The 21099-nt window shown below is 71.4% G+C and carries 19 protein-coding genes; 9 read left to right on the top strand and 10 right to left on the bottom strand.

Annotated features, from left to right (window positions below):
* Nucleotides 1-11 precede the first annotated feature (11 nt).
* The 5 genes from WME76_RS21460 to WME76_RS21440 form a co-directional block, all read right to left on the bottom strand.
* Nucleotides 12-878, bottom strand: a complete 867-nt coding sequence (locus WME76_RS21460; RefSeq protein WP_437961937.1) for a hypothetical protein — start codon at nt 876-878, stop codon at nt 12-14.
* A gap of 570 nt (nt 879-1448) precedes the next feature.
* Complete coding sequence (locus WME76_RS21455; protein WP_437961936.1) at nt 1449-2267, bottom strand: hypothetical protein; 819 nt, start codon at nt 2265-2267, stop codon at nt 1449-1451.
* A 2-nt stretch (nt 2268-2269) separates the two neighbouring features.
* Nucleotides 2270-3475: an AAA family ATPase gene (locus WME76_RS21450; protein ID WP_437961935.1), complete on the bottom strand. Its 1206-nt coding sequence runs from the start codon at nt 3473-3475 to the stop codon at nt 2270-2272.
* A gap of 120 nt (nt 3476-3595) precedes the next feature.
* Nucleotides 3596-4948: an ATP-binding protein gene (locus tag WME76_RS21445; RefSeq protein ID WP_437961934.1), complete on the bottom strand. Its 1353-nt coding sequence runs from the start codon at nt 4946-4948 to the stop codon at nt 3596-3598.
* Nucleotides 4945-5679, bottom strand: a complete 735-nt coding sequence (locus WME76_RS21440; protein WP_437961933.1) for a response regulator transcription factor — start codon at nt 5677-5679, stop codon at nt 4945-4947. The genes WME76_RS21445 and WME76_RS21440 overlap by 4 nt, the downstream gene beginning before the upstream one ends.
* Before the next feature lie 116 nt (nt 5680-5795).
* Here WME76_RS21440 and WME76_RS21435 point away from each other — a divergent pair, with 116 nt between their 5' ends.
* From WME76_RS21435 to WME76_RS21420, 4 genes are read left to right on the top strand one after another with little or no spacing between them, the layout of a single operon-like run.
* Nucleotides 5796-7307, top strand: a complete 1512-nt coding sequence (locus WME76_RS21435) for a TolC family protein (protein ID WP_437961932.1) — start codon at nt 5796-5798, stop codon at nt 7305-7307.
* Nucleotides 7304-8551: an efflux RND transporter periplasmic adaptor subunit gene (locus tag WME76_RS21430; protein ID WP_437961931.1), complete on the top strand. Its 1248-nt coding sequence runs from the start codon at nt 7304-7306 to the stop codon at nt 8549-8551. Before WME76_RS21435 ends, WME76_RS21430 begins: the two co-directional genes overlap by 4 nt.
* Nucleotide 8552: 1 nt before the next feature.
* Entirely contained in the window at nt 8553-9284 is a 732-nt protein-coding gene (locus WME76_RS21425; protein WP_437961930.1) for an ABC transporter ATP-binding protein, read from the top strand.
* Entirely contained in the window at nt 9278-10480 is a 1203-nt protein-coding gene (locus tag WME76_RS21420; protein ID WP_061619538.1) for an ABC transporter permease, read from the top strand. The genes WME76_RS21425 and WME76_RS21420 overlap by 7 nt, the downstream gene beginning before the upstream one ends.
* A 31-nt stretch (nt 10481-10511) precedes the next feature.
* Here the strand turns inward: WME76_RS21420 and WME76_RS21415 are convergent, their stop codons facing one another.
* Nucleotides 10512-11267: a hypothetical protein gene (locus tag WME76_RS21415; RefSeq protein ID WP_437961929.1), complete on the bottom strand. Its 756-nt coding sequence runs from the start codon at nt 11265-11267 to the stop codon at nt 10512-10514.
* On the bottom strand, nt 11264-12586 hold the full coding sequence (locus tag WME76_RS21410; protein ID WP_437961928.1) for an AAA family ATPase: 1323 nt from the start codon (nt 12584-12586) through the stop codon (nt 11264-11266). Before WME76_RS21410 ends, WME76_RS21415 begins: the two co-directional genes overlap by 4 nt.
* Nucleotides 12587-12771: 185 nt before the next feature.
* On the opposite strand from WME76_RS21410, the gene WME76_RS21405 reads away from it, so the two are divergent.
* The 5 genes from WME76_RS21405 (at nt 12772) to WME76_RS21385 (ending at nt 18280) form a co-directional block, all read left to right on the top strand.
* Nucleotides 12772-13254 carry a hypothetical protein gene (locus WME76_RS21405; protein ID WP_437961927.1) on the top strand — a complete coding sequence of 161 codons (483 nt, stop codon included), beginning with the start codon at nt 12772-12774 and terminating at the stop codon, nt 13252-13254.
* A gap of 101 nt (nt 13255-13355) precedes the next feature.
* Nucleotides 13356-14069 carry a zf-TFIIB domain-containing protein gene (locus tag WME76_RS21400; protein WP_437961926.1) on the top strand — a complete coding sequence of 238 codons (714 nt, stop codon included), beginning with the start codon at nt 13356-13358 and terminating at the stop codon, nt 14067-14069.
* Between the two features lie 339 nt (nt 14070-14408).
* Complete coding sequence (locus WME76_RS21395) at nt 14409-15983, top strand: glycoside hydrolase family 26 protein (RefSeq protein WP_437961925.1); 1575 nt, start codon at nt 14409-14411, stop codon at nt 15981-15983.
* A gap of 59 nt (nt 15984-16042) precedes the next feature.
* Nucleotides 16043-17191 (top strand): STAS domain-containing protein, encoded by a 1149-nt coding sequence (locus WME76_RS21390; protein ID WP_437961924.1) that lies wholly within the window; start codon nt 16043-16045, stop codon nt 17189-17191.
* A gap of 39 nt (nt 17192-17230) precedes the next feature.
* Nucleotides 17231-18280, top strand: coding sequence for an iron-containing alcohol dehydrogenase family protein (locus tag WME76_RS21385; protein ID WP_437961923.1), 1050 nt, complete (start codon nt 17231-17233; stop codon nt 18278-18280).
* 88 nt (nt 18281-18368) lie between these two features.
* On the opposite strand, the gene WME76_RS21380 is transcribed toward WME76_RS21385, so the two are convergent.
* The 3 genes from WME76_RS21380 to WME76_RS21370 are packed head-to-tail and all read right to left on the bottom strand — an operon-like array spanning nt 18369 to nt 21021.
* Nucleotides 18369-19187 (bottom strand): ABC transporter ATP-binding protein, encoded by an 819-nt coding sequence (locus tag WME76_RS21380; RefSeq protein ID WP_437961922.1) that lies wholly within the window; start codon nt 19185-19187, stop codon nt 18369-18371.
* A 2-nt stretch (nt 19188-19189) separates the two neighbouring features.
* Complete coding sequence (locus tag WME76_RS21375) at nt 19190-19984, bottom strand: ABC transporter permease subunit (protein WP_437961921.1); 795 nt, start codon at nt 19982-19984, stop codon at nt 19190-19192.
* Nucleotides 19981-21021, bottom strand: coding sequence for a sulfonate ABC transporter substrate-binding protein (locus tag WME76_RS21370; RefSeq protein WP_437961920.1), 1041 nt, complete (start codon nt 21019-21021; stop codon nt 19981-19983). The genes WME76_RS21375 and WME76_RS21370 overlap by 4 nt, the downstream gene beginning before the upstream one ends.
* Nucleotides 21022-21099 lie beyond the last annotated feature (78 nt).

The following is a 21099-nucleotide window of genomic DNA, read 5'->3' as shown; positions in this document are numbered from 1 at the left end:
CGACGAGGCGCTCAGGACACCTCGTCCTCGGCGTCGCCCTCGTCTTCGCTCGGCTCGGCTTCATCCGGCGCGGAGGCGGGGCTGTCCGCCTCTTCCTCCGGCGTATCCTCCTCTGCCGGAGCCTCCGCGGGCTTGCTGCTCACGTAGCGCTTGCCGGCGCGGCCCGAGGCGCGGAGCACGGGCCCACGGATGATCTCGATGTCGCGCGCCGGGGCGCGGGACATCTCGAGGTTGGAGAGCACGAGCGACACGACCTTGAACCACTGGCTGCGGGCCGACTGGATGGTTGTCTTGCTGGCCGGCGTCGTGGTCTCGGTCGCCTCGATCTCCGTGCGGGCCCGCTCGATGGCCTGGAGCTCCCGGCCCTTGGTGAGCCACCGCTTCACGACGTCGAGCAGCGACGCCTTGCCCCGGGCGGGGATGGATTTGAGGAAGCCGGCGATCTCGGGCTCCTCCTCCAGGAGGCGAGCGATGCGCGTGGTGTTGCCCGCCTCGGCGAGCGGCGAGGCGTTGAGGATGGAGAGGCCGCTAGGGAAGAGCTTCTTCTGGACGAGATCGCACCGCGCGGCGCCGGCGGTGTCGGCCGGCTCCTCGGCGAGGCAGAGCTCGCGGCGCGCGTCGACGCCGTACGAGACGGCCCGGGCGAGGTGATCGTGGCAGCGGTCGACCTCGTTGCTCCTGGCGATGAGCGCGCGCATCTCGGACGACGCGCCGCCGCTGCTCGGCTGAACCGCGATCACCGCCTCGTGGGCCTCCACGACCCTCGGGTGGAGCGGCGCGATCTCGGGGATCGACAGGAACACCTTGCGCTGCTTCGGATCCTCGACCCACGGGGAGAGGAGCGCGACCATCTCGTCGAGATTCAGATGCTTCAACATGGGAGACACCTCCTGATGGGGTGATGCGGGCAATGCCAGAGGAGGCATTGCGGGTGAGCGGGTAAAGGAAGTCCTGTCTTGCTTTGCGTCAACCCACGTGCGGTGTGGGTTTCGTGCGCCGCCGGCGCGTGAGTTGAACTCTTGCAGGCATGGTGGAGCGCTCACGCGCGGCGGCGCGGGGGTCGAGGCGGGCGCGGAGGGATCGCGACGTGCCGGGACGGCCTCGCGAGGGGGGCAGGTCGATCCGGGATCGAGCGGGACGGTACGGAAGCTGGCACGGGGAGGTCGCGACGTGGCGGAGCCGCCTCGGGAGGGGGGTGGGTCGGTTCGGGACCGAGGAGGGCGGCCTCGAGAGGCGGCGCGGAGAGGTCGCGACGTGGCGGAGCCGCCTCGGGAGGGGCGCGGGTCGGTTCGGGACCGAGGAGGGCGGCCTCGAGAGGCGGCGCCGGGAGGTCGCGACGTGGCGGCAGCGCCTCGGGAGGGGGAAGGGTCGATCTGAGATCGAGAGCAACGGCCCAGAAGGGGGGGCAGGTCGATCAGAGATCGAGCTGGATCCCGTGAGAACCGGGATCAGGAGCGGTCGGGGACCCCGGCGCCGGTGTCGTCCACCTCTTGCGCGGGCGGCTGCGCAGGGCCCAGCTCAGCGCTGGGCTTTGCCTCGACGACAGCGTTCGCGAAGACAGGCGCGAGGTGATCCTCGACCTCGCTCAGGAATGCGGCGAGCCCGTTGTTCCTTCCTCGCTCGCGCAGGCGGTCGAGAGGTGGTTCCGTCCAGCACCGCGCTTCCCGCTCGTGCTCGCCTCCAGCGAGGCGAACGAGAACGCGTTTCGGGCTCTTCTTCGCCGTCTTGCTCGACGCGTCGAGCTCGTGTGACCTGGCGGTGGGGTCGAAGCCGAGCTCCTTCCGGAGGTCGGCGAGCGAGTCGATCTCTGGCTCGGTACCCGGGATGAAGCCGGCGAGCACCCAGCACTCTCGCATCGGGTGGGCGACGCCGAGGATCACCTCGAAGGGCCAGCCAGCGTCCTGTCGCGCCTGCTCCAGACCCTGCCGGCGCTCGGCCTCCCTTCCGTCGCTGTCGCGCACCAGCACGACAACCCGGGGCTGCGGCTCCCGGGCGACGAAGCCACGGAGCGCGAGCACGGCCGTACGGGCGTCCTCGAGCGCCGGCTTTCCCCTGAAATGCCCGTGTTTACGCGGAGCCCGGCAGCGATGGACCGAACTCCACGTGACGCACGACGCACCGAGCTCGATACCGCAATAGCTTCGAGCCTGCCCAATTTCGCCTTCCGGAACGGAGAACGCATTCGTGAGCACCCCATCGACGAGGCCAGGTACCGTCCTCGCGTCATCCGGCCCTTCGACCACCATCCCGAGGAGGCGAGGGGCCACGCTCAGCGCTGCTCCTGAGAGGCGCTCGCCTGCTGCGCGACCCAGTCCTCGCCGACGAAGCTCCAGAGCTCGCCGGAGCGCGTCGTGCTCTTCCAGCGGTCGAAATCAGGGTGGTCGGCGAGCCGGGCGCACGCGGTGGATCCATCCGGCACGAGCGCCGTGAGGAGCACGTCCTGCGCGTCGAAATGATCCAGGAGGTAAGGCGAGTGGCTGGTGGCGATGACCTGGAGATCGGGATCCGTCTCCAGGATCTTTCGGATCTGCGCCACCAGCTCCTCCTGTGCGCGCGGATGGAGCGCTTTGTCGATGTCATCGAGGAGCAGCAGCCGGGGTCTGGGATCCATCCACAGCGCGGTGAGCAGGCCAATCACGAGCAGGGTGCCCTCGCTAGCGAGCGGCGCCGGGACGTCCGGAGCGCCCTTGAAGTCGAGCACGAGCTGCTGGCCCCAGTAGAAGCGCTCCACGGAGTGCAGGATCGGCTCGCCGTCGATGCGAACGTCCTGGTATTCCCGCCTGTGCACCTTGGCGCGACGCGTGCGGATCCGCTCGAGCGTCGGGATCACCCGGCGCGCGGCCTCCTGGATCCACTGGAACGCCTCGGGGCTGCGCCCCGCCACGTCTGCCAGTACCGACGCGAGATCCCTGCCGTTCGCCGCGAGGCGAGGCGTCTCTTCCTCGCTGTACGACGGCGCCGCGAGCGCCTCGAGGTCCAGCCGGAGCTTGCGCGCGGAGCCGAGCTCTCTCTCGAGCTCCGTCATCTCGGGGGACTGATGCTCCCTAACGCTCTCTGGCGGTGATGCCACCAGCGGCTCCGGCTTGATGAGCCGCGATCCTTTGTCTGTCTCGGCGGTCTCCTCGACGACATCACCCCAGCGTCGAGCGAGCTTCCCGCGCCAGTGGGAGCTGCCGTTCGCGTCGTCCTCGCACTCGACGGCGAGCTCGACTTCGGCGTTCACACCGTGGAAGCTGCCGCTGAGCGCGAGCCTCATGGTACCTGTGCTGCCGCGGCTCTTCAGGTTCGGAGGGGCGAATACCCCGCGCATCAACCCCGCAAGCGGGCTTCGTGTCACCTGCGCGAGGTAGTGCAGGCCGTCGAGGATGCTCGTCTTGCCGGAGCCGTGCGGCCCGACGATGACCATGAAGCGCCCGAGGTGAGCGTCGACCCAGCGCAGGGACTTGAAGTTGGTGAAGGAGACCTGCTGGATCATGATTGCCGCCGCCTGCCACGTGCCGCCGAGGTTCTTCGGGCACCGACTGGGTATATACCCAATTGCCGGCAGACGAGACGACCAACCGGACCCCGTTCACCGCGCCTGCCTGCGCTCGGCTCAGCCCCCCGCCACCACCGGCAACCGCAGCGCCACGACGAGCCCGCCGTCCTCCGCGTTCCTCGCCTCGATCTCGCCGCCGTGCAGCAGCACCGCGCGCTGCGTGATCGCCAGCCCGATCCCGGTGCCGCCGGCGCCGCGCGCCCGGTGGTCGTCGACCCGGTAGAACGGCCTGAAGATGTCCCCGAGCGCCGCCTCCGGGACGCCCGGCCCGCGGTCGCGCACGCGCAGCTCGGCGAAGCCGCCGGCGCACTCGAGGTCGACCCGGACCGCGCTGCCCGCCTCGGTGAAGCGCGCCGCGTTGCGCACCACGTTCTCGATCGCGCGCCGGAGCAGCTCGCCGTTGCCGTCCAGCGAGCACGCGTCGCGCGCGCCCAGCTCGACCGAGCACCCCTGCTGCTCGGCCTCGAACGCGGCGTCCTCCACGAGCTGCTCCACCAGCGCCGTCAGGTCGACCCGCTCGGTGCGCTCCATGCCCCGGCCCGACTCCAGCCGGCTCAGCGTGAGCAGCTCGCCGATCATGCCGTTGAGCCGCTCCGTCTCGCGCTCGATCCGGTCGAACGCCGGCTCCACGTCCGGCGGCGAGCGGCGGCGGACGAGCTCCAGCGCGATGTTGAGCCGCGCGAGCGGCGACCGGAGCTCGTGCGAGACGTCGCGGAGCAGCCGGCGCTGCGTCTCGAGCAGCTCGTCGATGCGCTCCGCCATCCGGTCCATGTCGCGGCCGAGCGCCACCGTCTCGCCGTCGGCGCCGGCGAGCTGCTGCGAGACCCGGACCGAGAGATCGCCCGCCGCCATCCGCTGCGTGGCGCCCCGCAGGACGCGGACCGGACGCGACAGGTACCGCGCGAGGACCACCGCGACGAGCCCGGTGACGACCACGATCGCGAGGAGCCGGAGCGGCAACGTCTCCGGCACGATGAAGAACATCCACGGCGACCGGACCGGGCCTGTCGCGACGGCGACGAGCGTCGGGTCGCGGCGCAGCACGACGGCGACGAGCTCCCGGTCGTCGATCTCGACGGCGATGCCCTCGGCCGAGCGCCGCGCCCGCTCCTCGACGCCCGCCGCGCCCTCGACCGGCTCGCCGGCCACGAGCGCGCCGGAGCGGTAGACCGCGACGCGCGGATCCCGCGGATCGAGCGGCGCGAGGCGCTGCTCGCAGCCGGGGAGCCCGTCCCGCGCGCAGACGACCGCGCTCTCGGCCCGGAGCTCGATCGAGCGCGTGCTCAGGCGGCGGCGCAGCGAGCTCGACTCGGCGGAGAACGCCCAGCCGTGGATCACCGCGAACAGGCCGACGAGGAGCGCCATCGCGATCCACAGCGAGACCAGCAGCCGCAGGAAGAGGCTCTTCACGCGCGCTCCCGGGCCAGGATGTAGCCCGCGTTGCGGACCGTCTTGATGCGCTCGACGCCGCCCGGGCCGGGGCCGAGCTTGCGGCGGAGGTTCGAGACGTGCATGTCGATGCCGCGGTCGTACGCCGCGAGGCGACGGCCGAGGACGCGCCGCGCGAGCTCCTCGCGCGAGACCACCGTCCCCGCCTGCCGGACCAGGACCTCGAGCAGGTCGTACTCGGCCGTCGTGAGCTTGATCTCCTCGCCGCGGACGCGGACGCGCCGCGCCGCAGGCGCCACCTCGAGGTCGTCGACCGTGAGGACCTGCTGCGCCTCCGCGGGGCCCGGCGCCGCCGCGCCCGGCGCGCCAGCGTGGCCCACGTGGGATGCCCGCCGGTGGAGCGCGCGCACCCGGGCGACGAGCTCGCGCGGGTTGAACGGCTTCGGCAGGTAGTCGTCGGCCCCCATCTCGAGGCCGACGATGCGGTCGACGTCCTCGCCCCGCGCGGTGAGCATCAGCACAGGGACCCTGGAGCTCTGCCGGAGCCGCGTGAGGACCTCGAAGCCGTTGAGCCCGGGCAGCATCACGTCGAGCACCACCAGCGTGAACGCCTTCTCCTGGGCGCGCGCGAGCCCGGAGATCGCGTCGCGCGCGCTCTCGACCGAATAGCCCTCCTGACCAAGGAGCTCGGCCAGCAGCTCGCAGAGCTCGGCGTCGTCGTCGATGACCAGGATCTGGGGCGGATCGGCCATGTCGGGGACTGTAGCGCGGCCCGCGCGGCGCCGTGTAAGGCCTGGTCAAAAGGCTCTTGACGAATCTTTACACGAACCGGACACCTCTTGAGACACTGGCCTCTAGCTTTCGGCGCATGACGCTCTCTCGCTCCGTTCCCCGGCCGTGGCTGGCGTCCCTCGCCGTGATCGCCGCGTGCTCGCTGAGCAGCGCGGCGCGCGCCGAGACGCTCACCGCCGAACAGGCGGTCGGCCGCGCGGCCTCCCAGAACCCGAGCCTCCGCGCGGCCCTGCTCGAGGCCACCGCCGCCCGGCAGGCCGTGGCCGCCGAGCAAGGCGCCCGCAGGCCCACGCTCTCCGCCTCGGTGACAGGACAGTACACCGAGGCCTTCCGGGGCGGCGGCGACGGCCTCGCGCGCTCGGACAGCACGTCCGTCGCGGCGAACGCGGCGCTCCGGTACACGACCGACATCGGCACGGGCCTCGAGGTGGGCGCGTCGGCGGACTCGGGGTGGCAGAGCGACGACAGGAGGGCGCTCGACGGCGCGATCGCCGGGCCGACCTACAGGGCAGAGGCGTACGTGTCCGCGCGGCAGCCGCTCCTCCGGGGCGCCGGGACCGACGCCGTCCTCGCGCCGGTCGTGCAGGCGGAGGCGACGGCCGTCGCCGTGGAGCGGGAGCGCGAGCTCGCGGCGAGCCAGACCGCGCTCGACGTGCTCGATGCGTACTGGGAGCTCTGGTACGCGGAGCAGGCGATCGGCGTGCAGGAGCAGGCGCTCGCCGCAGCGCAGCGGCAGCTCGCCGACGCGAGGGCCCGCGCCGAGACGCTCGGCACCGGCACGCGCGTCGACGTCCTGCAGTTCTCGACGTCGGCCGGGTCGATCGCCGACGCGCTGTCGCAGGCCCGCGCGGCGCGCTCGGCGCGGGCGATCGCGCTCGGGCGCGCGCTCGGCATGGACCCGGCGCGCGCGGCGTCGCTCGCCGCGACCGGCGCGCCGCCGTCGCTCGGGGCGCTCCCGCCCGCGGCCGCGCTCGTGAAGGCGGCCAGCGAGCGGTCCCAGGAGCTCGCCGCGATGCGCGCCGACCTCGAGGCGCTGCGCGCGCGCGTGGGCGCCGCGGAGGACGCGGACCAGGTCCGCCTCGACGTGTTCACGACCGCGTCGGTGGGCACCTTGTGGGCGGACGACGCCCTGTCGGGGCTCGCGCTCCCGGGCGGACGGCCCGCGTTCAGCGTGCTGGGCGGGCTCGACCTCGAGCTGCCGTTCGGCGGGGGGCGGGCGTCGGCCGACGCGGCGCGCGCGCGCACGCAGCTCGCCGCCGCGGAGGCCCGCTACAGGGCGCGCGCCGACGCGATCACGGCCGAGATCACCTCGCTGCGGGTGACCCTCGAGGCCGCCGCCGATCAGGTCGCGATCGCGGCGGAGACGGCCCGCCTCGCCAACGAGCTGGCCGAGGCGGAGCGGCAGCGGCTCCTGCTCGGGACGTCGACGTCGGCGGACGTGGTGAAGGCGGAGCAGACGCTGCGCGAGGCGGAGCTCCGGAAGCTGCGGGCCGCGGTGACAGAGCTCACGTCGCGGTTCCAGCTCGAGCACGCCACGGGCGCGCTCCTCGATCGCTTCGCTTCGGTGCTCTCCAGGAGGTCGTCATGAACAGGAACAAGAAGCGCTACCTGATGTCCGGCGTGGCCGCGGCGGCGATCGCGACATTCGCGATCGGCGGGTACGCCTGGTATCAGACCCCCTCGCAGGCGCCGGCCGGCCCCACCGTCGAGATCCGCAAGGGGAGCCTGACCGAGACCGCCGCGGCGTCCGGGAAGATCGAGCCCGACGTCCAGGTCGAGGTGAAGTCGCGCGCCGCGGGCCAGGTCATCGAGGTGCTCGTGAAGGAGGGCGACCACGTCGAGGCCGGTCAGCTCCTCGTCAAGCTCGACCCGACGGACGCGGAGCGCGATCTCGCCGCGGCGCGCGTGGCGCGCGACCGCGTGAAGGCGGACCTCGCGGCGGCGCAGGCGTCGCTCGCGGTCGCCGACCTCGAGCGCAAGAACAACGAGGTGAGCCAGGGGATCGCCGAGAAGAGCGCCGAGATGGGCCTCGGGTCGACCGACGCCGCCCGCTCGGCGGCGCACTCGACGAAGGTCGCGGGCGCGAACATGACGCTGCGGCGCGCGCAGGTGAACGCGGCCCAGGCGCAGCTCAAGACGGCCGAGATCGCGGTGCAGGACGCCGAGACGCGCCTGAAGGAGATGCAGATCTACGCGCCGATCGCCGGCACGGTGCTCGACGTGGCCGTGGAGGTGGGGACGCTCGTCTCGTCGGCGCTCACGAACGTGAGCGGCGGCAGCGCCGTGATGACGCTCGCCGACCTGTCGAACCTGCGCATCGTCGGCGCGATCGACGAGGCGCAGATCGGCCGCGTGGCCCCGGGGCAGCGGGTCGAGATCCGCGTCGACGCCTACGGAGACCGGGTGTTCCAGGGCGTCGTCGACCGCGTGAGCCCGCTCGGCAAGGAGACCTCGAGCGTTGTGACGTTCGACGTCGAGATCGTCGTCAACGACAAGGAGGCGTCGCTGCTCCGGTCGGGGATGAGCGCGGACGTGGAGATCGTGACCGCGGAGCAGAAGGACGTGCTGCTCGTGCCGCTCCTGGCCGTGCAGTCGGCGGGCAAGCGGCGGTTCGTGCGGCTCGCGAACGGCGAGGAGCGGCCGATCAAGACCGGGGCGACGGACGGCACGCAGATGGTCGTTGTCGAGGGGCTCAGCGAGGGCGACGACGTCCTCGCGAGCGCCCCCGCCCCGACCCCCCCGCAGGGGCAGGGGCAGCGGCAGGGCGGCGGCCAGAACCCGATGCGCGGGATGGGCATGGGCATGGGCGCGCGCCCGGGGGGAGGCCGCTGACATGGACGTCCCCGTCTTCGTCGAGGGCCTCTCCAAGGTGTACCACGCCGATCGCGAGGACCTCGCGGTGCGGGCGGTCGACCGGATCGGCTTCGAGGTGCGCCGCGGCGAGTCGGTGGCGATCATCGGGCCGTCGGGGTGCGGGAAGTCGAGCCTCCTGAACATCCTCGGCTGCCTCGATCGGCCGACGGAGGGCACGTACCGGCTCGGGGGGCGCGACGTGGCGGAGCTCGACGACGACGAGCTCGCGGGGCTCAGGAACAAGCACATCGGGTTCGTGTTCCAGAGCTTCAACCTGCTGCCGCGGATGACGGCGACGGAGAACGTCGAGCTGCCGCTCCTCTACGGGGCGGTGAAGGACAGCCGCGCCCTGGCGGAGAGCGCGCTCGCGCGGGTGGGGCTCGCGGCGCGCGCGCGGCACCTGCCGTCCGAGCTCTCGGGCGGGCAGCGGCAGCGCGTCGCGATCGCGCGGGCGATCGTGACGCGGCCGTCGATCCTCCTGTGCGACGAGCCCACCGGCGCGCTCGACAGCCGGACGGGGCGCGACGTGCTGGAGCTCCTGCTCTCGCTGAACGCGGACGGGACGACGCTCGTGATGGTGACCCACGATCTCGGCGTGGCGCGGTCGCTCGCGCGCGCCATCCACATGAAGGACGGGCGCATCGTGGCCGACGGCCCGGCCGGCGCCGTGGTGGCGGCGTTCCACGCGAGCGAGATGGAGGGCGCATGCTGATCAAGGAGACCGCGAAGAGCGCGTGGCGCTCGCTCGCCTCGAACCGCCTGCGCACGCTGCTCACGATGCTCGGCATGATCATCGGGACGGCCGCGGTGGTCGCGGTGCTCGGCATCGGCGAGGGCGCGCGCAGCAGCGTCGAGGGGCGGATCCGGTCGCTCGGCGCGAACCTGCTCATGGTGCGCCCGGGATCGGCGTCGACGAGCGGGGTCCGCTCCGGCACCGTCAAGACGCTGACCGAGGACGACGCCGAGGCGCTGCGGGGGCTCGACGGCGTGGCCGCCGTCGCGCCGGAGCGGAGCGGCAGCGCGCAGCTCCGGTACATGGCGAGCAACCTGAACGCCTCGGTGACCGGGATCACGCCGGCGTACCTGGAGGTCCGCTCGCTCGCGATGGGGAGCGGCGTCCCGTTCTCCGACCTCGACGAGCAGCAGCGCTCGCGCGTGGTCATCCTCGGCGCGAACGTCGCGCGGCAGCTCTACCCCGGCGCCTCGCCGCTCGGCACGCGGCTCCAGATCAACGGGAGCGCGTTCCGGGTGGTCGGGGTGCTCGCCGAGAAGGGCTCCGGCATGGGCTCGCCGGACGACGGGGTGTTCGTGCCGCTGTCGACGCACCGGTCGGTGCTGTTCGGGCAGGACCACCTGTCGACGATCTCGCTCCAGCTCGCGAGCGAGGACAGGTCCGACGTGGTGATCGCGCAGCTCGAGCAGCTCCTGCGCCTGCGGCACCGGCTGCGGCCGGATCAGGCGAGCGACTTCGAGGTGCGGTCACAGGCCGAGATGCTCGCGACGATGGGGCAGATCACGGGCACCTTCACGACGCTGCTCGGCAGCGTGGCGGCGGTGTCGCTGATCGTCGGCGGCATCGGGATCATGAACATCATGCTGGTCTCGGTCCGGGAGCGAACCCGCGAGATCGGCGTGCGCATGGCCGTCGGGGCGCGCCGCCGGGACATCCTGCGGCAGTTCCTGGTGGAGGCCGTCGTGGTGTCGCTCGCGGGCGGCGTGGCCGGCGTGGGCCTCGGGTACGCGGCGGCGGTGCTGCTGTCGCGGTTCGGGGAGTGGGCGACCATCGTGCCTCCGTACGCCGTCGGGCTGGCGCTCGGGGTGTCGATCCTCATCGGGATCACGTTCGGCGTGGGCCCGGCGCGGCGCGCGGCGCGGCTCGATCCGGTGGAGGCGCTGCGGTTCGAGTGACGGCCGGGGGGCCGCATGACGCGCGACCGCGTCAGGCTGGCGGCCGGGTGGCGGCGAGGGCGGCGACGAGCGCGGCGTTCTTGTGGAGCGCATCCACGGCGTGGTGGAGGGATTTTTCGGCGTAGTAAACCGTTTCCACGTCGAGGCTTTCCGCCAGCTGGCGATTGTGTTGGCCTTTGAAACAGATCTGCTCTTTGGGCTGCGACACCTCGTCGAGCGCGCTGCGGTTGTCGGCCCATGCCTGGAACAAAGCGACGTGCTTGCCCCGGCACGCCTGGTTCTCCTCGCAGAATCGGATCCCGGCGCGCGTGTTCTGAAAGAGCCAGGCTTCGATGCTGTAGTAAGGCACCAGGAGGAGAAGCTGCGACAGCGCCAGATCGCCGGCCGTGGCGCGACCGCTCTGTCGGCGACGATGCTCGACGAACCGGCGCACGTCGATCTCGATGAAATCGCGGAATTTTTCTATGTTCTCGCTCGTCTCGCGTGCAGCCCACGAGCGGTCGCCGTCGATGTGATAGAGCACGAAGGCGCGATCTCCCTCGAGAAGCTTCGTCGCGATGTAACCCATGAGGTCACGGCGCTTCGGGTGGTTCCGGTTCTTCCACTCGTTGCCACGGAGGACGACGCGCAGGCTTGCATCCTCCAGCGGCTCGAAGCGGATATGTTGCCAGTCGTAGTAGCTATCCACCAAGCAGAAGATATTCTTGGCGAGCGCGACGAGCGTCTCGTGCGCGCCTTCGCCCGAATCCTCTCCGAGTACCAGGATCGAGCAGCGGGCGACGCTCACCAGAGCCCTCGCGTCCGCAGGATCTCACCGACGTGCTCGATACCGACCTGGTAGGCACGGTAGAACATGTCCGCCTCGTCATCGGTCATGTTGCGCCAGATCATCCGCTCGCGGTCGCCGTCGGCCTGGTTGCGGCAGAGGATGAAGCTCTCCTTGACCTGCTCGGCGGACTCGAAGGACAGGTAGTCGAGGAGGAGCGGGTTCTGGCTCGTGAGGAACGCCTGCCGGTCGCCGATGGCGTTCATGCACTCCTCGATCCACGCGTGGTGGAGGCCGTTCACAAGCTCGTCGGCGATGACGAAGCTGGGGTTCGCGTCGAGGTAGTAGAGGAACGCGAGCAGGCGCTTCTGGCCGTAGCTCAGGTGCTGGTCCTGGAAGATCGAGCCGTCGCGGCGGGTGAACCAGAATTTGAGATTGCCGAACTTGAGTTGCTCGTGTGGCGGGCTGTGCTGCACGTTCTTGCCAATGAGCTCCACTTTTGCCATGGCCGAACGCAGATCTAGCAGGCGAACCGATTCGGAGAGAAAAGCAATTTGGTTGTCTTCCATCGAATAGTCGGTTGCTCCTTGGGGCAACCCGAGGCTCATCGCGTCCAGAATTCCCTTCGGCACGATTCCATGGTCAGGGCTAACGATGGATGTCGATTCGAATTGCGGTATGCCTTGGAATCGATCGATGCGAATGCGTGGTCTTAGGTCGTCCTTGGAAAGTTCGGTGTTGTCTGGTCTTGCTGTGAGCGCGCGAAACGTGTCGAGCGATTCGTCAAAGCGATGGGCGCTCCTGAGGTCACTCCAAATGTCAAGCTGAAAGGCTCGCTTGGAGGCCATCGCCACGAGGAAAAAAATCGTCTGGAGGAGTCCCTGGGGGCCTTCTACAACTCGTGTTGGCCACTTGCTGTCAAGATCCGCGCCCTCGATGGCGACCTGGTCTCCCGAGCGGTGGATCGATGCTGTCGACTGGAGATCCAATAGGTTCAGAGTGAGCTGAAAATCCGGTACATCGGAGACCGCATGCACACCCTCACGGGCCGCGCGGGCTATCGCTGGCAGGTTCAAGAGCTCCGCCCGATCGACCTCCGGCTCCCGGCTCGCGATCATCCCGGTCAGCGACCCCTGAGGGAACGTCAGCTCGATCTCGATCGAGAAGGGATCGCCCGGATCGCTCAGGTTCGTCCTAAGCACCTTCGAGATCAGCGAGAGGAGCGTCGTCTTTCCGGCGCCGTTCGGGCCGAGCAGGACGTTGCGGCGGCCGCTAAAGATGAGCTCGCATGGCTCCACGTTGCGGTAGCGGTGGATCTTGAGGCGCTTCAGCTTGACCACGGTGTGGCAGCGTAGTCCCCGGCACCGCCGGCGGGCAACGAGAACGCCTTGCCATCGGTACCCGACCCGTCGGGGAGCGCCGGGGGCCGCTCCGGTCACTCCCGACGCGACAACGCCGCCACGTCTTCGAAATCGCAGCGCTTTTCAGTGCCAGCTCGCCGCCGGCTCGCTATCCTGTTCTGGGCATGTCGGTCCTGCTTCAGAACGAGCACCTGACGGTCATCCTGCAGGAGGACCTCGCGCTCGTCCGGAGCACGCGTTCCGAGGTCCCGTATCCGTCGCCCGACGATTTCATCCGGGTCCACACCGAGGCGCTCACGATCTACGAGTCGCTCGATCGCGCGAGCCTCGGTCACCTGATCGATCTCCGCCAGCCCCCCATGAACAACGACCCGGCCTTCGAGGCCGCGACGATGCGCACCCGCAGCATGCTCGTCCAGGAGTTCGCCTGCGTCGCCATCCTGGTGCGGACCGCTGTCGGCGCCCTGCAGGTCAACCGGCTCCTGCGTGAGGAGAACAACGACAACGTGTTCGTGTTCCACGACGAGGAGGTCGCGGTGGGCTACCTCCGCGGCGAGCTGCGCAAGCTCGGGCGCCGCTCCAGCACGCCGCCGGTCGTCCGCCCCCGGAGCTCCAACCCCGCGGCGCGCCCCGCGCGAGTGCGCTGACGCCGCGCCGCGCCGACGACCCGAAGGCCACGCCGGCGCTCTGCCCGAGCGCGCCCGCCGCGCCGCTTCTCGGATGCGCGGCGTTCTTCTAGAATCACGGGATGGACGCCGGCCGCACCACGTGTCCGCGCTGCGGTCTCTTCGTCGACGCGCAGGGGCGCTGTTATCCCGGGTGCGCTGGCCCGCTCGCCACCTTGCGCTGCGGCGGCTGCTACCAGCTGAACCTCCCCGACGCGGAGCGCTGCGACGGCTGCGGGCACGAGCTCGGCCTGGAGCCGATCGCGGAGCCCGACGCGCTCCGCTGCTCCGACTGCGATGAGCCCTTTTCAGCCTTCCACGCCGCGACTGGCCTGCTGCGCGACTGCGGCCGATGCGGCGGCCAGCTCGTCGACCACGCGCTCCTGCGCGACCTCCTGGAGCGCCGTGAGAGCTACGGCAGGAGCGCGCCGAGGCCGCCGCGGCGCCCGGAGCACGTCAATGTCCGCGTGCGCTACGTCCGCTGCCCGGCCTGCCGCCAGCCGATGAACCGCAAGAACTTCGCCGGCAAGAGCGGCATCATCGTCGACATCTGCAGAGAACACGGCACCTGGTTCGACCGCGGCGAGCTCCCGCAGCTCCTCTCCTTCGTCGCGTCGGGCGGCGCCGCGAGGGCGCGACAGCAGCAGACCGAGGAGGCGGAGCGCGCGCGCCGACAGGCAGAGCTCGCCAGGGACGCGGCGAGGCGCGCGAGCGCCGTCGCGCCCGCGTCGACCTGGGAAAACCGGCGCCTTGTCGTGGAAGAGCTGCTCGAGCTGCTCTGGCAGATCACCCGCTGATCGCACGATCACGACGCCTGGCGACGGACCGCGGACGGTGGACGAGGAGAGGCCCTGTGCGCCCGCCGGGCGCAGGCGGCGACACGTTACAACTCTTCTCAAGCTCGTCACATTACTTAACAGTCCAGCGCGCGTGTCGCGCGGCGCGCTGCGCGGAATCCCCGGTTTGCGCGGCGGATGCGCGGTGAACGACGCCGAGCGCGACGTCTCACAAGGTGTCATGTCGAGGCGCGCGCGTGCAGCGTCGCTGAAGAAGCCGCGAAATTCGCTCAATGTCTTGATCTTCGATTCACGTGTGCTTTCTATCGTCTCATGATGACTTCTCGTTCTCGCTTCACCTTGACCGGTCAACGACTCTTCCTGTGCGCCGTCCCCGCCCTCCTCGCCGCCTGCGGCTCGGGGGAGCTCGCCGGCTCGGAACCGATGGATCAGCAGGCGTCTGCCGCCGCGGCCGCGGTGAGCCTGAAGCCGACGAGCGACGTCGCGCTCACCAAGATCTGGGGTGGCGGCGGCACGGCGCCCATCTACGCGCTGGTCGACGACGGCACCTCGTTCGTGGAGAGCGACGGCGGCAGCACGTTCGCGCGGAGCTCACCCGGGTCCGCGAAGGCGTCGCTGACGCTCGGCTACTCGGGCGCTCCGGCGGGCGGCACGACCCAGGTCGTCGTCAATTACCAGGCCTGGTCGATCGACGGCGGCGCCGGGACCGTGCGCGTCAACCTCTACGACGGCGACACCCTGGTCGGCTCCGGCCCGGCGCGCGCGCTCCGCGCGATGCAGCAGAACCTGAGGGACACGTTCAGCGGCCTCAAGGTGAGGAACGGCGACCAGCTCCGGACCGAGCTCGTCTTCGAGAACTCGGCAGGCCAGGGGTCGCTCGTGTCCTCCATCGTGTGGATCGACGTCACGCCCGCGGACGCCGCGGCGCCCGCGGACGGCGGCACGCCGACCGCGGACGGCGGCTCGTCCACGGACGGCGAGCCCGTCGTGTCGGACAAGCTCGTGCCGAGAGACGGCGCCTGGTGGGGCGCGTACAACTCGGCGAAGAACTACGGCTGGGACTGGGGCGCCGCGATCAAGGACTTCGAGGGGAAGGCCGGACGCAAGCTCGACATCGTGTACCGCTACCACGACTGGGGCACCGCCGATAACGGCGTCTTCCCGGACAGGTACGAGACGGCGCAGATGAGGGAAGGATACATCCTCCACCTGTCGTGGGAGTCGCGCCGCTACTCGGGGGGCACGAACGTGACGTGGACGGAGATCGCGAACGGCTCGCAGGACGCCGTGATCCGGGCGGCCGCGGAGCGCGCCAGGAACGCGCCCGGCAAGCTGATGATCTCCTTCGATCACGAGATGGACAACGTCGATGTCCACGCCGCGGACGGCCCGGACGCCGACTACGTCCGTGCCTACCGGCGCATCGTCGACATGTTCCGCGAGGCGGGCGCGACCAACGTCGTGTGGGTATGGACCCCGATGGGCTGGAGCGGCACGCGCGCCCGGCTCCCCGCCCTCTACCCCGGAGACAGCTACATCGACTGGCTCGGATACGACCCCTACAATTTCTACGTGTGCAACGGCGGGGGATGGAAGGACCCCGCGACCACGTTCGGGAGTCACTACGCGTGGATGCACGAGCCCGCGCAGCGGGCATGGCACGGCGAGAAGCCGTACATCCTGAGCGAGTTCTCCAGCCACGAGGACCCGGCAGACCCGGACCGCAAGGGCGCGTGGATGCGCGGCGTCGTCGACGCCCTGAAGCAGTATCCCGACATCAAGGCGGTGCAGTTCTACAACTCGAACGTGACCCTCAGGAGCGCTTGCAAGCTGGCCGTCGACTCGAGCCCCGAGTCCGTGGCGGGCTACGCGGAGGCGGGGAGCGACCCCTACGTGAACCAGCCGCACGAGTGACGCAGCGCAGATAGTTGCGTGCAGGGCGGTCGAGGGCGTCGTATGACGTGTCGCCCCGAATGACGTCCCTCGACCAGCGCCTGTCGGCCATCGAGCTGTCGATCCTGCCGACCTGGGTCTACGACCACGACCGCTACCGCTTCCCCTGGGCCAACGCCAAGGCCGTCCCGTTCTGGCGCGCGGCGGAGCGCGCCGAGCTGCTCGCCCGCGACCTCTCGGACCTGTCCCCGGCCGTCCGCGCGCGGCTCGACGGCTACGTCCGCGTGCTCGCGGACGGCGGCACGGTCGTGGAGGACTGGACGCTCTACCCGCGCGGGACGCCCGAGACCGTCACCCTCCACGGCCAGGGGATCCGCCTCGACGACGGGCGGCTCGCCATCCTGTTCCAGGCGCTCCCGCGGCGGCCCGGCGTCGACGCCTCGATGGTGCGCGGCGTGGAGGCGGTCCGCCACTCGACGGTGCTGGTCAGCGTCGTCGACCGGGAAGGCGCGGTGCTCTTCCACAACCCGGCGGCCCTGCGCGCCCTCGGCGACGCGCCGCAGATCGACGCGGCGTTCCCGGACGACGGCGTGGGCGCCGCCCTCCGCGGCGCGATCGACGCCGACGCGCCCTGGGCAGGGGAGGTGCGGGTCCTGACGACCGACGGCGAGCGGTGGCACCAGGTGGAGGCGCGCCGCACGACCGACCCCGTGACCGGCGCGCCGGCGGTGCTCATCCAGCAGCTCGACGTCACCGCGCAGCGCCGCGCCGAGGGGCAGATCGAGGAGCAGGGCCGGCTCATCGACCAGCTCAACCGCTCGCTCGCCCTCGTGGAGGAGCAGCGGCGGCAGATCCTGAAGCTCTCGGCGCCGATCCTCGACGTCGGCCGGGGCACGCTCGCCGTGCCGCTCATCGGGCGCCTCGACGCCGAGCGCGGCGGCGAGCTCGGCGAGCGGCTCCTGCCCGCCATCGTCGCGCAGCGGGCGTCCCACGTGGTCCTCGACGTGACCGGCGCGGACGCGCTCGATCCGGACGGCGCCGCCGCCCTGGAGCAGCTCGCGCGCGCGATCCAGCTCCTCGGCTCGCGGCCGATCCTCACCGGCGTCCGCCCCGAGGTCGCCCCCGCGCTCGTCGACGTCGACCTCGGCGAGGACCTGCTCGTCCTGCGCAGCCTGGGCCGCGGCCTGGAGGTCAGCCGGAGGCGCGCCGCGGCGCGGCGGCGGGTGTGATCAGGTGTAATCAGGCGTAATCGAGCGTAAGAACACCGCATGCTCGGCCCGACCCAGGTAGGCATCCCCACGCTGGTGCGCATCAAGCCCGGGGCGCTCGCGCGCAGCGGGCTCTACCTCGCGCGCGCGGCGCGCCGGCACGTCCTGCTGCTCTCCAGCGCGGGGATACCCGCGGCGATCGAGGCGGCGATGCTCGAGGGCCTCGCGGGGCAGGCGATCGAGGTCGTGGCGCGGCGCGAGGTCGCCACGGCCAGCTTCGAGGAGGCCGCCGCGCTGCTGCCCGCGCTGCCCGCGCGCTGCGACGCCATCGTCGGGCTCGGCGGCGGCCGCGCCCTCGACACGGCGAAGTACCTCGCGTTCCTCGCCCGGCTGCCGTTCCTGGCCGTGCCCACGTCGCTCTCGAACGACGGCTTCTGCAGCCCGTCGGCCAGCCTGACGGTCAGCGGCAGGCGCCGCTCGCTCCCGTGCGCGATCCCGTTCGGCGTGGTCGTGGACACCGAGGTCTGCCTGCGCGCGCCCGAGGTCCTGTGGCTCTCCGGCGTGGGCGATCTCGTGGCCAAGGGGACGGCGGTGCACGACTGGAAGCTCGCGTTCCACGCGCGCGGCGAGCCGGTCAACGACTTCGCCGCCCTGCTCTCGGACGCGACCGTGTTCCAGTTCATGGCCCGGCCCGAGCGCGACCTCGAGGGCATGCGCCTGCTCGCGACGGCGCTGATGCTGAACGGCATCGCCATGGAGATCGCCGGCTCGTCCCGGCCGGCGAGCGGCAGCGAGCACCTCCTCTCGCACGCGCTCGACCTGACCTCCGCGCGGCCGCGGCTGCACGGCCTGCAGGTCGGCACGGCCGCGTACGTCGTCAGCCGGCTCCAGGGGCGAGACACGGACCCCATCGCCGCCGTCCTCGACGCGACGCGCTTCTGGGACGCGATCCGCGCGGACCCGTTCTCGTTCGGCGAGTGGCGCGAGGCGGTCCGCGTCGCGCCGGAGATCAAGCCCGGCTACTACACGGTGCTCTCCGCCCGCGACTGCGCGCCGGAGGTCGAGGCGATCCTCCGGACCGACCCGCGCCTCGAGGGGTGCTTCGTCTGAAGCGGCGGGCCGCGCTGTCGCGAGCGGACCGGAGCGATCACGCGCACGCGCGACGGAAGGCTGGAGACGACGGGGAGGAGGCTTCAGCTCACTCCGCGCCGGCCAGGAGGGGCTCCGCCATGTGCGGAGGGAGGCTCGCGCGCGACGGCGGCGTCGTCGGCGGGCCGTCGCCCGACGCGAGGATCGTCCGGAGCAAGGCGCCGGTGAGGCGACCGACCTCCGGGAGCTCCCGCGCGCGAGGCCGCGGCAGATCGACAGCGACGCTCTCCACGATGCGCCCCTCGTCGAACACGAGCACGCGATCGCCGAGCAGGACCGCCTCCTGGACGTCGTGCGTCACCAGGATGGCCGTGAAGCCGTGCTGGACCCACAGCGACTCGACGAGGCGCTGCGCTCCGATGCGGGTGAGGGCGTCGAGGGCCCCGAACGGCTCGTCCAGGAGCAGGACCTTGGGGTCGTGGACGAGCGCGCGCGCGAGGGCGACCCGCTGCCGCTGGCCGCCCGAGAGCACGCCGGGGTAGTCGTCCTGGCGGTCGAGCAGGCCGACCCGGGCGAGGACGTCGCGCGCGCGCTCGCGGCGCTCCCTCGGCAGCCCGATGCAGACGTTCTGGAGGACCGTGCGCCACGGCATCAGCCGGGGCTCCTGGAAGACGACGCGCACGGCCGCGCCGCCCGTGACGCCCTCGCGCGTCACGACGCGCGCCGCGCCGCCCGTGGGCTCCTCGAGGCCGCACAGGATGCGGAGCAGGGTGCTCTTGCCCGATCCGCTCCGCCCGACGATGGTGAGGAGCTCGCCAGGGCGGACGTCGAGCTCGATGCCCGAGAGGACAGGCTTGTCGCCGAACCGCTTCTCGAGCCGATCGAGGAGGACCCGTGCGCCGCTGCGAGGATTGACCGGCACGCTCATGTTCACCCCGCGTCCATTCGCTGCAATCGAGGCTGCCAGGGCAGGAGCTGGCGCTCGGCCCACCGCGCCAGCGAGTCGGCCAGCTTGCCGAGGATCGCCCAGAGCACGATCGTGAGCACGAGCAGGTCCATCTGCATGAACTCCCGCGCGTTCATCGCGACGTAGCCGAGGCCCTGCGTCGCGCCGATCGTCTCGGCGACGATCAGCACGAGCCACGCGAGCCCGAGCGCGAAGCGGAGGCCGACAAGGATCGACGGGAGCGCGCCGGGGAGGATGACCTCGCGGTAGAGCGCGAGCCCGCGGACGTCGTAGACGCGCGCCATCTCGATGATGTGCGGGTCGACGCTGCGCACGCCGTGGAAGGTGTTCAGGTAGACGGGGAAGAGCACCGTCACCGCGACGATGAAGAGCTTGGCCGTCTCGCCCAGCCCGAACCACAGGATGACGAGCGGCACGAGCGCCAGCGCGGGGATGGCGCGGAGCATCTGGAGGGGCCCGTCCACGACGAGCTGGAGCGGGCGCGAGAGGCCGGTGGCGAGGCCGAGCACGAGCCCGATGCCGGCGCCGATCACGAGCCCGCCGAGCGCGCGCAGCGCGCTGACGCCTAGGTGCGCCGGCAGGTCGCCGCTCCTCGTGGCGTGGACCGCGGCCAGCACCACCTCCGAGGGCGACGGCAGAAGGCTCTTCGGGAGGATCTGCAGGCGGGACAGGGCCTCCCAGACGAGCACCAGCGCGAGCGGGGCGACCCAGGGGGCGAGGCCCCGGCCGAGCGCGCCGGGCGCGCGGCCGGCCGTCATCGGACGCCCCCGTACGCGGCCGCCGACAGGAAGGCGTCCTCGACGCGGACGTCGCGCGGGATGACCGCGAGCTCGTGGAGCGTGTCGGCGATGTCCTGCTGCTTCTTCAGGATCTCGGGCGTGATCGGCAGGAGGCCGAACGCGCGCCGGCGCTCGGAGGTGAGGAACGCCTCGTAGGCGACGCCCGACGACCTCGCGAGGATCTGCGAGGTCTCCTCCGTGTGCTCGCGTTCCCAGCCGCTGAGGGTCTGGTACTCGTCGAGCACCGTCCGCAGGAGCTCCGGGTGCTGCTCGGCGAACTCGCGCCGGGCGACGTAGAAGAGGTGGTTGTCGACCAGCCCCTCGCCGCTCTGGAGGACGCGCGCACCGGCGAGCTCCGCCGCGGCCAGGAACGGGTCCCAGATCACCCAGGCGTCGACCTTGCCGCTCTCGAACGCGCTCCGCGCGTCCGCCGGCGCGAGGAACGAGATCTGGAGATCGTCCAGCGTCAGCTTCGCGCTCTCGACGGCCCGGATCAGCAGGTAATGCACGTTGGAGCCGCGGTTGACGGCGACGCGCTTGCCCTTCAGGTCCGCGACGCTGGTGATCGGCGAGCCCTTCGGCACGATGATCGCCTCGGCCTTCGGGGCCGGAGGATCGGTGGCGACGTAGACGAAGGGCACGCCGCCCGCCTGCGCGAAGACAGGGGGCGTCTCGCCGACATGGCCGACGTCCACGGCGCCGGCGCGCATCGCCTCGAGCAGCGGAGGCCCGGCGGGGAACTCGACCCACTCGGCGCGGGCGTTCCTCGCCGCGAGCGCCTTCTTGAGGTTGTCCGCGCGGTCCTTGAGCAGGTAGGGCGTGCCGATCTTCTGGTAGCCGAGGCGCACGACAGCCGCCTCGCGCGTGTCCTGCGCCCGCGCCGGAGCGCCTGCGTCGCTCCCGGCCGCGACGCCCGGCTCACCGCCGCCGCGATCGCAGCCGAGCAGGGCGCACGCCAGCGCGGCGCATGCAAGCAGCCCGGAGCGGATGGTCGCGAAGGAGGTGTGCCTGATCATGGGGTTCTTCTGGATGCCTTCCGGCTCGCCAAGGACGGTACGGGTCGATTCCAGTTGCATGGGATTCGGCGAGAAAAT

The organism is Sorangium sp. So ce119 (assembly GCF_051524405.1).
GTDB lineage: Bacteria > Myxococcota_A > Polyangia > Polyangiales > Polyangiaceae > Sorangium > Sorangium cellulosum_G.
This window is presented reverse-complemented; position numbering and strand designations above follow the sequence as displayed.